Source organism: Photobacterium sp. AWH4_225 (genome assembly GCF_056158405.1).
Window position 1 is genome coordinate 2,187,878 of record NZ_JBSWTF010000004.1, and the last position, 13,691, is coordinate 2,201,568.

At 46.5% G+C, this 13,691-nt stretch carries 12 protein-coding genes; 3 read left to right on the forward strand and 9 right to left on the reverse strand.

All coding sequences use genetic code 11. The annotated features are described in order from the left end of the window. Positions 1 to 5: 5 nt before the first annotated feature. A complete protein-coding gene (locus ACXAD4_RS27025) occupies positions 6 to 1,397 on the reverse strand; it encodes a class II fumarate hydratase (protein WP_475245133.1) in 1,392 nt (463 codons plus the stop codon). A gap of 270 nt (positions 1,398 to 1,667) precedes the next feature. Between ACXAD4_RS27025 and ACXAD4_RS27030 the strand changes: the two genes are divergently transcribed. Continuing rightward, positions 1,668 to 1,946: a PepSY domain-containing protein gene (locus ACXAD4_RS27030; protein ID WP_475245134.1), complete on the forward strand. Its 279-nt coding sequence runs from the start codon at positions 1,668 to 1,670 to the stop codon at positions 1,944 to 1,946. A gap of 75 nt (positions 1,947 to 2,021) precedes the next feature. On the opposite strand, the gene ACXAD4_RS27035 is transcribed toward ACXAD4_RS27030, so the two are convergent. After that, positions 2,022 to 3,413: an alpha-amylase family protein gene (locus tag ACXAD4_RS27035; protein WP_475245136.1), complete on the reverse strand. Its 1,392-nt coding sequence runs from the start codon at positions 3,411 to 3,413 to the stop codon at positions 2,022 to 2,024. A 365-nt stretch (positions 3,414 to 3,778) separates the two neighbouring features. Between ACXAD4_RS27035 and glgC the strand changes: the two genes are divergently transcribed. Then, positions 3,779 to 4,996 carry a glucose-1-phosphate adenylyltransferase gene (gene glgC / locus ACXAD4_RS27040; RefSeq protein ID WP_475245137.1) on the forward strand — a complete coding sequence of 406 codons (1,218 nt, stop codon included), beginning with the start codon at positions 3,779 to 3,781 and terminating at the stop codon, positions 4,994 to 4,996. Beyond that, the gene (gene glgA / locus ACXAD4_RS27045; protein ID WP_475245138.1) at positions 4,986 to 6,503 is read left to right on the forward strand and encodes a glycogen synthase GlgA; all 1,518 of its coding nucleotides are present in this window, start codon (positions 4,986 to 4,988) and stop codon (positions 6,501 to 6,503) included. Before glgC ends, glgA begins: the two co-directional genes overlap by 11 nt. A gap of 78 nt (positions 6,504 to 6,581) precedes the next feature. On the opposite strand, the gene ACXAD4_RS27050 is transcribed toward glgA, so the two are convergent. The 7 genes from ACXAD4_RS27050 to ACXAD4_RS27080 all read right to left on the reverse strand — a co-directional run bounded on the left by ACXAD4_RS27050 (position 6,582) and on the right by ACXAD4_RS27080 (position 13,672). Continuing rightward, positions 6,582 to 6,899 carry an ArsR/SmtB family transcription factor gene (locus ACXAD4_RS27050; RefSeq protein WP_475245140.1) on the reverse strand — a complete coding sequence of 106 codons (318 nt, stop codon included), beginning with the start codon at positions 6,897 to 6,899 and terminating at the stop codon, positions 6,582 to 6,584. 78 nt (positions 6,900 to 6,977) lie between these two features. Beyond that, entirely contained in the window at positions 6,978 to 7,970 is a 993-nt protein-coding gene (locus ACXAD4_RS27055) for a LacI family DNA-binding transcriptional regulator (protein WP_475245141.1), read from the reverse strand. 96 nt (positions 7,971 to 8,066) lie between these two features. Next, a complete protein-coding gene (locus ACXAD4_RS27060) occupies positions 8,067 to 8,675 on the reverse strand; it encodes a dual specificity protein phosphatase family protein (RefSeq protein ID WP_475245142.1) in 609 nt (202 codons plus the stop codon). 28 nt (positions 8,676 to 8,703) lie between these two features. After that, a complete protein-coding gene (locus ACXAD4_RS27065; protein ID WP_475245143.1) occupies positions 8,704 to 9,501 on the reverse strand; it encodes an inositol monophosphatase family protein in 798 nt (265 codons plus the stop codon). A 57-nt stretch (positions 9,502 to 9,558) separates the two neighbouring features. Further along, a complete protein-coding gene (locus tag ACXAD4_RS27070) occupies positions 9,559 to 10,668 on the reverse strand; it encodes an ABC transporter substrate-binding protein (RefSeq protein WP_475245144.1) in 1,110 nt (369 codons plus the stop codon). 35 nt (positions 10,669 to 10,703) lie between these two features. Further along, complete coding sequence (locus ACXAD4_RS27075; RefSeq protein WP_475245145.1) at positions 10,704 to 11,840, reverse strand: ABC transporter ATP-binding protein; 1,137 nt, start codon at positions 11,838 to 11,840, stop codon at positions 10,704 to 10,706. Continuing rightward, positions 11,840 to 13,672, reverse strand: a complete 1,833-nt coding sequence (locus ACXAD4_RS27080; RefSeq protein ID WP_475245146.1) for an ABC transporter permease — start codon at positions 13,670 to 13,672, stop codon at positions 11,840 to 11,842. The genes ACXAD4_RS27075 and ACXAD4_RS27080 overlap by 1 nt, the downstream gene beginning before the upstream one ends. Positions 13,673 to 13,691 lie beyond the last annotated feature (19 nt).

A 13,691-nucleotide genomic window follows, 5' to 3' on the forward strand; every position in this document is an offset into this window, starting at 1 on the left:
CATCGCTAATCTTTATCTGCGACACCACCTTGAGTCAAATGGTGGGGCTCAAGAAGTTTCTCAAGTTCACTCCTGCTGATTTCCGTTTCCTCTTCAGCGACATCAATGATGTTTCGTTGCTCCTTGTAAGCTTTTTTCGCAATCTCAGCAGCTTTTAGGTAACCAATAATTGGGTTCAGAGCTGTAACCAGAATAGGGTTGCGGGCTAGGGCGCTTTCCAGCGTATCCTGTTTCACTTGGAAGGTATCAATGGCTTTGTTGGCAAGGAGTTCCAGTGACCTCGCTAGCAACTCGATACTTTGCAAAATATTATAAGCAATAACGGGTAACATCACATTGAGCTGAAAGTTACCCGACTGGCCGGCAATCGATATGGTGGTATCGTTGCCCATCACTTGCGCAGCCACCATGGCCGATGATTCGGGAATGACGGGATTCACTTTACCCGGCATTATTGACGATCCTGGCTGCAAAGACTCCAATTCGATTTCACCTAGCCCAGCCAGCGGGCCTGAGTTCATCCATCTTAGATCGTTACTGATTTTCATTAGAGCAACCGCAGTCGTTTTGAGCTGACCTGACAGACTGACAATGGCATCTTGGCTACTGAGGTTATAAAAGAAATTATCACTGACCGTAAAATCAACCTCGGTCGAAACTGAAATGTTATTGGCAAATATTGCCGGAAATTCTGGTGCGGAATTAATGCCTGTACCTACGGCTGTGCCGCCTTGCCCTAGGGCAATGACATTTTCAAGAGCCATTACAATACCATGGCGGGCTTTGCAGAGCTGGGTTTGCCATCCTTCTAGCTCTTGGCCAAGAGTGACTGGCATGGCATCCATCAAATGGGTGCGTCCCGTTTTGACGAGGTGACCTACGCTGAGTGTTTTTTTCTCGAGTGTGGCAATGATGAGGTCAAAAGCGGGTAGCAACAACCGATGACAAGCGAGTGCTGAACTGACTTGAATCGCTGTTGGAATCACATCATTGCTGCTTTGTCCCATATTGACGTCATCATTGGCACTGACTTCATCACCTAACTTCTGGGTAGCTAAAGTTGCGATAACTTCATTGGCATTCATATTTGAACTGGTGCCAGAGCCGGTCTGAAATATATCGACAGGGAAATGCTCTAAATGCTGACCGTCAATAATTTCCTGACAGCTGTCGATAATGGCGTGAGCTTTATCGAAGTCCAGCAACTCAAGTTCAAGGTTGCTTCTTGCCGCGGCCTGTTTGATGAATGCAAGGGCTTGGATGAATAGGGTCGGCATAGGAATGCCGCTGACGGGGAAATTATCAATAGCGCGCTGAGTCTGTGCGCGGTAAAGCGCCTTGGTAGGGACTTTCACTTCCCCCATGCTGTCAACTTCTGTCCGGTATCGTGATGTCATTGTGTCCCCCTTCGGAAACAGAAATGAAGGTGCTACGAAAAGCTTAGATGTAATTCATGCTTCCGAGAGAATTAACTAAGAATTGACTTGCATAGCCAAAACAATAGATAGAATCCTAGAAATGAAGCGAAGGGTATGCAACCTAGGGTTCATACTGAGAGTTAAAGGGATAAATGCGTGATGGGTTTCACACCTTGCATGCTGTGTAAGCAAGCTATTGCCTGCACATTTGTTATTATGCGCTGAGTAGTAATGGTTACAGGTGGATGTATGAAAGTTATGTTGAAATCTCTGTTAGCGGTGCTCACAGTGAGTTGTTTTTCTCTGCCTGTTTATGCCGACCCGGTTGAGCGGACAGCCACTCCAGAGCTAACAGTGCCCAAGGCAATGAGAATGTTGCAAAGTCACGGCTACCATGATTTTCGAAAGATAAAAGTTGAACGTGACGAGCATGAGATTGAAGTAGAGGCTCGAAATGCCGATGGCCACAGGGTTGAGATTGAAATGGATCTCTTTAGTGGCAAAATTCTGGCTGTTGAGAGAGATTAAGTTTCTACCTCTTTGAATTTAAGGAAGCCGCGCAGTTCACTAACATTGACTACGCGGCTTTTGTTATTATCGTACTCAGCCTAGCAAGTCGCTAAGGACCAGCATGGCACAGCTTTTCCCTGCAATAGTGAATTGACAGGATCCGACTTCATTCGAGATTGAGTGCTTTTCATCGGAATTCATCAAGACACTAAACTCACCTGGAGGCAGCTCAACAGCCAGTGGTTTACTTCCCCTATTAATCGCCACGATCCCCTTATCTTCCCTGCTAAAGATTAAATGATCTTTCCCTTTATCCAGCACTGTCATTGGTAGACACTGCATCAGGTTGTGGAATGTGATCATTTGTACGAGAAGCGGATCGTTCCACGTATCTTTCCATCGAGGTAGTCCTTTGTTATTTGCAATTTGGCTGGTATCCAAATCGCTATAGATCAAAGGAACACCCCCATCACGTCCCAAAATATAGCAGTATGCGAAGAGCTCGTTTTGCTCTTTCATTACTTGATCCAAAAACACGTCGTTATTGGGGATATCGTGGGTGATCGCGAAGGTAATGGCTCTGTCGTAAGCTAATGCTTGTCCAACAGAGTAGGGGTTATCAAGCTCAGCAAGCGGCTGGCCTTTTTCAAACACGTTGTACATGGCATGGAACAGAGGAAAATCATATGCTCCAAGGCTGGTCCCTTTTAGGTATGGAGCCAAGAATAGCTCATATTCTTCTTTTGTTGCGCCTCCGTCAGTGATGATCTCACCGAAAATATGGACGTCAGCGCTAATATCTTTGTCCCACACCAATTGTATATGCTCGAGTGTTAGATGCTTGGCAGCATCTATTCGGAACCCTTTTATACCTAAATGCTTTAAACTGGCAATATAGCTTTTTTGTTGTTTTACTACATTTTGGTTACATTTCAGTGTCGGTAGACCAGGATCTTCACTGCCGCCGCTGATCCTGCCGTGTTGAACTTCCCAGGGATCAGTCCAATTTTTGATGGGAAACGCCTTGATAAAATCCCGCTCAGTAAATAAGGGCTTAGTTAGATCACCAAATAATTTCAGCTTTTCATAATTTTCTGCTGATTGCTGATATTCATCCAGTACCTGATCCGATGGGAATTTTAAATCGTCTCTGAGGTATGACTCATTGGCCATATGGTTGAAGACAACATCGACATAAACATGCACGTCATGTTCTTTTAATACTGCTGTCATCGTACGGAAATCTTGGGTATTCCCCAGCTGATTGTCTATCACTCGATAATCTTGCGGTTGGTAGCGCTGCCACCATTCTGTACCGCTTTCATGTTTGTATGATTTCAGAGGAGGTGAGACAAGAACGGCTTTATAGCCTGATTTTGCAATGTCTTTAGCATACTGCGTGACTCGATTGTACGGCCAGTCAAAAGCATGAAGAATGACATTGGTCGCTTTGATTGTCGTCTTAGTAGTATTGCTGGTGGTCATGGTTTGTGTCCCTTCAATGAACTGAGTGCAGTCTACCGCTGGCTGATGAAAAAGTATTCAGCTGTTTGATTAAAAAATGGGGAGGAGGTGAGGGGGAGTAGTCAGACCACTATTATGGAAATGTATGAAAAATGTGCGTACTGTAAACAAAATAATATTTTGTTGGCATTTTCTTGTTATATGGTTTATTGATAGTTCTACCACTAAGGATGAGGTGGTATGAGGTGATGTAAAAATCAGTGTTCATAATGTAATAAAACAAGATTTTTGAAACTATTCACCAAATTTCATTGAAAGCCTATTCTAATCCCCCATTGGAATATGGTATATATGATTACGATTGCTTACTAACAAGGAGGTACACCATGGCTGGTGTTTTAGGAATGATTTTAGCAGGTGGCGAAGGTTCTCGTCTGCGTCCATTAACAGATACAAGAACTAAACCTGCGGTGCCATTTGGTGGCAGTTACCGCCTTATTGATTTCGCACTTAACAACTTTTTGAATGCTGACCTGATGAAGATTTATGTTCTGACTCAGTTCAAATCTCAATCTTTGTATGTGCACATGAAAAAGGGCTGGAATGTATCAGGGATCACAGGGCGTTTTATCGATCCTATTCCAGCACAAATGCGTATGGGTAAGCGCTGGTATGATGGTACAGCAGATGCTATTTACCAGAATATGCGTTTCATGCAGCTAGAAGAACCTGATCAGGTTTGTATTTTTGGTAGTGACCACATCTACAAGATGGATGTTAAGCAAATGCTTGATTTCCATAATGAGAAAAAAGCGGATCTAACGGTTGCTGCTCTTCGTATGCCTCTGAGTGAAGCAAGTGCATTTGGTGTTATCGAAGTTGATGAGAACGGTTGTATGGTTGGTTTTGAAGAAAAGCCTGCTAACCCTAAGTCAATTCCGGGTGATCCAGAAAATGCACTTGTCTCTATGGGTAACTACATTTTCGAAACAGATGTTCTATGTAAAGAGCTAGAAGAAGATGCAGTTAACGAAGATTCAAGCCATGACTTTGGTAAAGACATTATTCCTAAGCTTTTCCCACAGGGTAAAGTGTATGTCTATGACTTCATGACCAATATTATTCCTGGTGAGAAAACAGCAGGATACTGGCGTGATGTAGGTACCATCGAGTCATACTGGCAGGCACACATGGATCTGCTTTCTGAAGATGCGCCATTCTCTCTATATAACCGCCAGTGGCAGCTACACACTTACTACCCACCACTACCACCTGCAACAGTACTAGACAGTGACGACTGCAAGGTCGATATCAACAACTGTATGATTTCTGCAGGTAGTTATATCCGTGGTGCTAAGGTACACAAGTCTGTACTAGGTTTCCGTACCAATGTCGATCATGACACGACTATCAGTGAGTCGGTGATTTTGGGTGATGTGAAGATCGGTGCCAACTGTTCTATCCGCCGCGCTATCATCGACAAGAATGTAATGATTGCACCGGGCACGGTGATTGGCGAGAACCTAGAAGAAGACAAGAAGAAGTACCACGTATCTGACGAAGGAATTGTTGTGATACCAAAAGGAGCAAAAATTGGTTACTAGGAAGAAATCTAACTCTAAGCCACTGCAAATATTGTTTGTAGCTTCAGAGGTAGACGGATTGGTCAAAACCGGAGGTTTGGCAGATGTCGCCAAATCACTGCCAGCTGCTCTAAAGGAACTAGGGCATGATGTGCGAGTGGTGATGCCTCTATACCGCAAAGTACCCAATGGTGCTGATGCCGTTGAATTGCTCGATACTGAGTTATTGGTATCGACTCAGCCTGAGGCTGTATCGTACAAGGTTAAACAGCTACATAATGGTGATGTGCCTGTTTATACCGTTGATGCACCTGAATACTTTGACCGTCCTGAGCTGTATGCAGAGAACAACGAAGGTTACCGTGATAACGGTGAACGTTTTGCTTTCTTCAGTGCTGCTGCCTTGGATATGTGTGAAAAACTGGGTTTCAAGCCAGATGTTGTTCACTGCAACGATTGGCACACAGGCCTTGTCCCGTTCCTGCTGAAAACCCGCTATGCCGATGATGCGTTCTATGCCAATACGCAAAGCGTTATCACTATTCATAATGCGGTGTTCAAGGGTACGTTTAATTATGATCAGTACAGTTTGATTCCTGAGCTGATTCAAAAACGTTACCTTCAGCTTGAAGATGGAGCCGCGAATATCAGCATGCTGAAAGCTGGCGTTGCGTTTGCCGACAAGGTAAATGCTGTAAGCCCGAACTATGCAAAAGAACTGCTGACAGAACTTGGTTCCCACGGTATGGCGACAGATTTCCAGCACCGTTCGGATGTCCTATACGGCATCGTGAATGGCTGTGACTACGGTGATTGGAGCCCGGAAACAGACCCGTATATCAAGCAGCACTTCAAAGCTAATAAAGTCAGTCTTGCGCGTGGTAAGAAAGCATGTAAGCGTGATTTGCAGCAGCAGGTAAACTTGCCACAGGATGATGTGCCTGTATACGGTATGGTTTGTCGTCTGACGGAGCAGAAGGGGATCCAGTATCTTCTACCAGTGCTGCGTGACTTCTTGGTTAATGATGTACAGATTGTGTTGGTCGGAAGTGGTGATCCGAAGTTGGCTGAAGCGTTACGTGCGATCAGTGCCGATTTCAAGGATAAGTTTGCCTTTATCGAAGCATACGATAATCCATTGGCTCACTGTGTCGAAGCCGGTTCTGATTTCTTCTTGATGCCATCACAATTTGAGCCTTGTGGCTTGAACCAAATCTACAGCCTTGCATACGGTACGTTACCGATTGTTCGCGGTGTAGGCGGCTTGAAGGATACGGTTATCGATTACGATCAAACCCCGCAGTTTGCGACGGGTTTCGTGTTCGATGCCCCAACTTCAGAAGCGCTTCTTATCAAGATGCAGCGAAGCTTGTTGCTATACTGCCAGCGCCCTCAAGAGTTTAAGCGCCTTCAGCAAAATGCGATGGCATGTCGTTTTGAGTGGAAAGATGCCGCAGAGCAATACCTGCGCATGTATGCCGGTGAAGAAGAGTCTGTACTGGAAAAAAAGCAGATTGAGTGTGCCTAAACATTTCAATTAGGTATGCTGGAAAATAGAAAAAGCCCTCATTTGAGGGCTTTTTTATTTAGCTAATCATATGGGCGGCTATTTTTGTTCCACAGTGTGTTCTAGCGCTTCCTCATCAACACAACATTCGTCCTTCAGGAAGCCGATTACACAATCAAGTTGCTCATACTCAGCAACACAGTAAAGCGTGCGGCCCTCACGGCGTTGGGAAAGAAGACCAGCAGAAACAAGGCTGGAGATATGATGAGAAAGCGTAGACCCTGGTATGCCAAGCTTCTCCTGCAAGCTCCCTACAGGCGTGCCTTGATAGCCTGCACGGACAACAGCTTTATAAATGCTTAGACGGGTAGGGTGGCCCAGCTCTTTGAGCGCCTTTGCGACAACTTCAATATCCATGATCGGTCATTCCAAGAAGAATCTTAATTCGATATTACTGGAACAATACTCTGTCCGCCACCCTGACGCTATGAAGTCTTACCTGTGCCGGGTGGTTTTTCGCCATACGGGGTCAAGGGTGTAGGTGAATTCTCCATTTAGTACCGAATTATTTGCCTGTAAACAGCGGATAATGTGCTGAGTTATAGTTGCTAGTGGCTGCCGAAATGTTGTCAGCTGATAAGCCTCCCAGCTCGCTTGGTTAATATCATCAAAGCCAATGACGACAGTGTGCTGAGGGATCTTTACACCTTGTTGCTTTAAGCCGTCGATAAAACCACAGGCAAGTAAATCGGTAACGCAAAATACACCATCTGGTATCTGTTTGAGTTGCTCAGCAATATGTTTACCTGACTCATAGGATGTATCACCAAAACGGGCTATATTCACTGACAACCCGGCTTTGTTCGCTGCCTCTACAAACCCTTTTTCCCTTTCTACTAGGCCGGGAGAGCCAATATCGGAATTAACGAGCAAGAGATTTATACATCCTTGCTGCTGGAGGATTGCCAAAGCCTCAAAGGAGGCAGCATGGTTGTCTAGCCGGATGTTATAGGCATTGTCATGAATTTGGTTGCGGTTAACCAGGATGACATGCTGGCCATTCGCAATACATTTATCGATAAGATCTTTATGTGGCTGGCCTGAAAGGACGATAGAGGCTTCTGCTCTGAAATTCAGAGTTTGTGTAAGTGCAATATCAACATCCTCATCATTTCCTTTGGTATTGACGACAAGGGCAATTTTATTAATTTTCTGCAGTTGGCGAGTTAGTTCATCAATAAAAGCGGATTGGAATGGGCTGCTAATGTCAGTGGTGATGAGGCTGACAATATTGCTGGTATCGTGAAGGCCACGGGCAAGGTGATTAACGTGGTAACCGAGTTCCTGTGCTGCCGCCAATACTTTTTCTCTTGTCTTTGGGGAAACACTTGCCCCTTCGGTAAACGTCCTTGAGACGGCTGAGCGAGAAACCCCAGCAAATTCGGCGACTTGTTGTGCACTAACAAAGCGGTTTCCACTACCGGCCATATATCTTGTCCTGTTCTATTTTAAAGCGTTAATGCCTGCAAGCGCAGGCATTGTATAACAAGGGAGCTAAGCGTATCTTCTAACGACAATGATGGATTAGCTAAAGCTATGCTCCTCAAGTAGGTTCAGCATCTGATTCGCCTTTTCTATTGCTTCAATCAAGCTTGGCTTTGGCGTTTCGAACCACTCGTCAGGGCGAAGATCACGACGTTCACGAACAGCATCTATCGCTGATTGCAAGGTAGGGTATTGCTCCGGTTGTTTGCGGTGCATATACAGTGAGGCAATCGCTACAGAGCGGCTTCGCCCGCCACGGCAGTGAATGAGAACATTACCACGTTCACGGTGAGGGTAGCTTGGCTTGTCTGGTAGCTGTTGGTTAAACGCACCGTCCAACAGGTAATAACCTGCCAGAATCATATGGTGCGGGTTACCCGGTCCGTCTATCAATCCCATTTTGTAAGTACGAATTACGCCACTGCCACCTGATAGTTTATTCTCTTCGGCTTCAAGATACGGTTCCGTAACGTAGTTGATGTCCAGGTTAACGGCACAGTTTACGAGTGTAGTGATCCCTAGCTCTTTTTGTAGAGCGAGATCACGAGCAGAATCGTAGCCGCCCAGATAAAGGTTTTGGCCTTCAGGACCGATGTTGGTTGCGACTAAATGAGCCGGGTCACGTTGGTATACAGGTGCAATTTTCATGGTGTTCCTTGTGTTCGTTGTTTAGCGTCTAATCGATGGTAATAGCGGTGATATCAGCTATATTTCGAGCAAATTGCGGGGTGCTAGCAAGTACGGCACCACCTTGTGGCCAGTTAGAGTCAGAGGTAAACGGGTTGCTGACTCCACCAGCTTCACTGACAAGGAGTAAGCCTGCTAGGCAATCCCAAGGGTTCATGTGATGCTCGACATACCCGTCAGTCCGACCAACAGCCACGTATGCCAATGCTAGAGCGCCACAAGCACTTCTGCGTACATTGGCTCCAAGCTCTAAAAAGCCTTGTAATGAAGTTAGGTAGCGCTCATTAGGTACACGCTGGCTCCAACCCAACTCGAGGTTGGCGGAAGCAAATGATGGCGTGTTGGCGACGTTAATTGCCTTGCCGTTCAATGTTGCCCCTTTGCCATCCTGTGCGACATAGAGCTCGTCATGGCAAGGGTCATAAATAATGCCAATACGGGTTTTGTTTTGGCTGACAAATCCCAGCACGATGCAAAAGTGGGGGATCCCACGTGCGAAATTGGCAGTCCCGTCAATCGGGTCAATGATCCACGTATTATCTTGAACGTCGCCACCGGCTTCTTCGCCTAAAATTCCGTCTTCAGGAAAAGCGTCACTCAAGCGTTTGCGGATCAATGTTTCTACTTCAAGGTCGGTTTCCGTCAGGAAGTCTTGCGGGCCTTTGAAGGTGATTTTTTCAGGTGTCATTGCCTTAAATGCGGTTAAAGCAATGTCTCCGGCTTCACGGACGATCTCAAGTGCAATATCTAATCGTTTGTCTAGACAAGTTTCAGTAAGTAGTGTCATAGGTCATTGTTAAAATTGGCTATAAACGCCAGCAATCGCTGGCGTTTGTTAAGAGTGTTATCGTGAGAAGTTAATGCGCCACAGATCGGCCCAGTATTGACGATGGTCGAAGTCATCAAGACCTGTTTCTGCGTTGTACTGCAGAACATGTTTGTAGATCTTCTGAACGCCAGAGGCTTCCTTAGGGTGAGGGGCAATGGCTTGGTTACCAGACACTTTGCCATCAACGGTTTGGTTGCTGATCCCTTCTTCAGTCATCAAGAAGTGCAGGAATAGTTTTGCTGCATTCGGGCTTTCAGTCTTCGTAGACATTACACCGTAACCTGGGGTTGACCAGCCAACAAAAGGCTCAAGCCCTTCACAGATTGCCAGGTGAACTTTGCCGCTGGCAACATCACGGAATTTAGCTGTCGACATCAGTCCCATGAAGGTGTCTTTCTGGCCTGGTGCGCCCACTGCATCACCGGCTGCTGAATCAGAGTCGGTTGGAAGTGGGGAGTTTTGTGCCAATGCTTTAACCCATGCCGCAGTCGCTGACGCTTCATCCGTTTCTAGAGGCTTGCCATAATGCACTTCATAGGCTTCAGCTACTGCACTATCATGGTGATCAGCAAGTTGGTTGAACCAATCTAGGTAAGAGGCTTTGTTCAGTGGATCTGGAATAGCCACTTTTCGCTGCCAATTCTCATCGGTTAGCTCCCAGATGTTTGAAATAGGACAGGTGTCATGAACTTCTGAGTTATATGTCCATACGGCTGGGTCACCGTAGACAATCAGCGGGTTCTGTGCGTTTGCTGGAATAGACTCTGCGACAACAGGTGATACCCAGCTTTCTACCACGCCCATCGGAACAAGTTGAGCCATGGTTGCCGATGCATCACCGGTAATAACGACGTCACCACGGATGTTGCTGGCACGGTATTCGCGGATAAGCATTTCAACCTGTGCCGAGCTGCTTACTTTATTACCCGTTGCTTGGACACCGAATTTTTCAGTGAAGTTTTTTGCTGTCTCTACAATTTTCCCAGATGGTGCATAAACAGTAATAGGCGCTTCTTGGCGAGCCGCTTCAATCAGTGCATTTAGGTCAAAATCATCGCTGTCAGCTGCTTGCACTGCACCTGCTAGTGTCAAAGCCAGCGTGGCAGCTAAAGTTGTTGTCTTCATGTTGGTCCTTTTCACAATTAACTCCGAATGAGCGGTTACTTTTGAAACTGTTTTTGAGGCGCAGATGACATGCACGGCATATCAATGGCTAAACCTTGGTTATCGAACAGGTGTAAATTGTCATTGCTGATAATCAATGACAGTGATTCTCCCTCTTTGAAATGCGGAGGAGTCTGGGTATTCACATGGAGGCGGTGATCAGCCACGCTAAACTCCAAGATCCAGCTGCCGCCTGTTGGCAAAATACCTTCGAGTTTTGCGTGAAGCCTGAAGACTTCACGGCTATCAACGTTGGCATCCGCCGCTGCGACAGACATGCGCTCCGGACGAAGGCCAATTGATCCCCCAGGGATATCGTGACCGACGTATGAACGAATATGGTTGCGGGCAAGCTCGCTGCACAATGAGGCTTCGTCCAATTCGATAATGTTAATAGGCGGCGTACCGACGAACTCAGCAACAAAGCGGTTAGCTGGTCGGTCGTAGATGTCGTTTGGTGTACCGACCTGCTGTAACTCGCCGTCTTTCATGACTGCAATTTTGGTGGCTAATGCCATGGCTTCCCATTGGTCATGGGTGACAAATACAATAGTGGTCTTGAATGTATTGTGGATACGTTTCAATTCAGTACGCATTTCAAGGCGGAGGCGTGCATCCAGGTTAGAAAGTGGTTCATCCATCAGCAAAATATCAGGTTGTACTGCCAGCATTCGGGCTAAGGCGACACGCTGCTGCTGTCCACCTGATAGTTGAGATGGATAGCGGTGACGGTATTTCTCAATGCCGAGCGTTTTCATCACTGAATGGATGGTTTTCTCACGCTCAGTTTTATCGATTTTACGAAGCTTCAGGCCGAAATCGATGTTCTTCTCAACCGTGAGGTGAGGCCACAGTGCATAGCTTTGAAAGACCAGGCCTAGGTTACGCTTCTCGGGTGGGACAAACACACCATCTTGTTTCGAATCAACCAATTGGTCACCAAGGATTAATTGGCCATCCGAGATGTTTTCAAGGCCAGCGATCATTCTTAGTGTTGTTGTCTTGCCGCAACCAGAAGGGCCAAGAAGACACATGAACTCACCGTCATTGATCTCAAGGTCAACGGCATTAACGGCAGGGGCCGCGTTTTTCTCATATTGTTTGCTGACGCTGTTTAGATGAATATTAGGCATTAGCTTCCTAGTCCTTCTGCAAGGTTAGTTTTGGTCATTTTCTGTGTGATATAAGTGCCTACAAAAGCAATCAGGCAGATAATCAGTACAACGGCGTTTGAGGCTTGGGTGTAGTTGTAATCAATAAGTCTTAACGCGTAGGTGGTTAATACGTCCGTAGACGGTACGGCGAGGATGACAAATAGGCTTAGGCCGTTTATCCCCGAAATGAAAGGCAATAGAATGCCAGTCACCAGAGAGCCTTTTTGAATAGGCATAACTATCTGGCGCATGCGGGTAAACCAACCGGCACCGGCCATTTGAGCCGCTTCTTCAGGGTCTTTGCCCAATTGCATCATGGCTGAAATACCAGCGCGTGAGGCGTAAGGCATTTCATCGGCAATTAAGGCAAGGATGAGCAAGGTGACAGTGCCGTAAAGTGCAGGCATTGGACCCCGTGGTACGGCGAACAGCGACAGATAAGCGGCGGCAAAGGCAACACCTGGAACCAAATATGGGAAGAAGGTGATCTGGCGCAGCATGCTGCCTAATGGGCGCAGTGGGCTGCGGACAACCACATAGCCAACGAGCAAACCAAGAATACCCGAACAAACTGAGGCGATACCGACAATCCAAAGCGTGTTCCATACTGCGCTCCAAAGGTTGTCGCTAAGCAAGATACCGTTACTTTCTGCGATGGTTTCAAGCCCCGAGCCTATCCAGTAATCCAGCGTGAAATTGCTGAGGCTGAAGTTGCCTGGCACTTTCATAATGGTTGATAGGAAGAGCACCAACATAGGCATCACAACCGAAACAAGGAAAACACCGCTAGCCAGCATAGTGGCTGGCATACGCCATTTGCCTAGGTCATTAGTACGGTGCATGACACCTTTACTGCCGACAGTGACAAATTTCCTTGCCTCTTTAAGCAAAGTTGCGTCAATCAACAATGAAATGATACCGAAGAACATAATGGCACCAGCTAATACGGCGGCAACACCTGTTTGGCGTGATTCAATGCTGCGGTATAGCGAAGTCGATAGCACTTCATAGTTAACCGGAAGGCCTAGGATGTAGGAAACACCGAATTCACCAAGCACCTTGGCAAAAATCAGCACACAAGCAGACATCAACGCTGGCAGCATCAAAGGCATAATGATCTTGAATGTGATCGTGCGGCTAGGTGCGCCAAGAATACGGGCCGAGTCTTCAAGTTGCGTATCAAATGAGCGCAGGGCATTGCCAAGCAGCAAAATCACAAACGGAATGTAGTTGAGCGACAAGATGATGATGATCGGTAGTTCACCATAGGCCATCCAATCAGCCGGCTCTACGCCTAAGCTTTCCAACCAACCTTGCTGTCCGCCAGTAGAACGGTTCTTGAAGATGGTCGTCCAGGCCATGGCGAACGTCCAGGCTGGCAACATGTAAGGCACAATAAGTGCGGTAGCAAACCATTTTTTGCCAAACATATTGCTGCGGCTAACCAGCCAAGCCAGCACACTACCTAGCGAAAGGGAGATAACAATCACACCCAATGCAACGCGCATGGTGTGGGAAAGGGGCTGCCAGAATAGTGATTGGGAAATTGGAGACAGTAGAGCACGATTGATGTAGTAATCTGTCCAGCTGCCAGTGATGTCACCAATCCGCCTTTCATCACCGAACTGCACTTGGAAAGCGTCCAGCAACAATGAAAAAACAGGTACTGCGATGAAATAGGCAAAAATCACCGCGAGCACAACACCGATTAACGTTGTTGGCGTTTGCATCATTAATCGTAAGTGATAGCGCAGGGCAAGCCAGCGCGAATATTGATTGGAACCAACCGTCCCTGTAGGCAAAGTGTTCAAAATATACCTCGTTCATTCG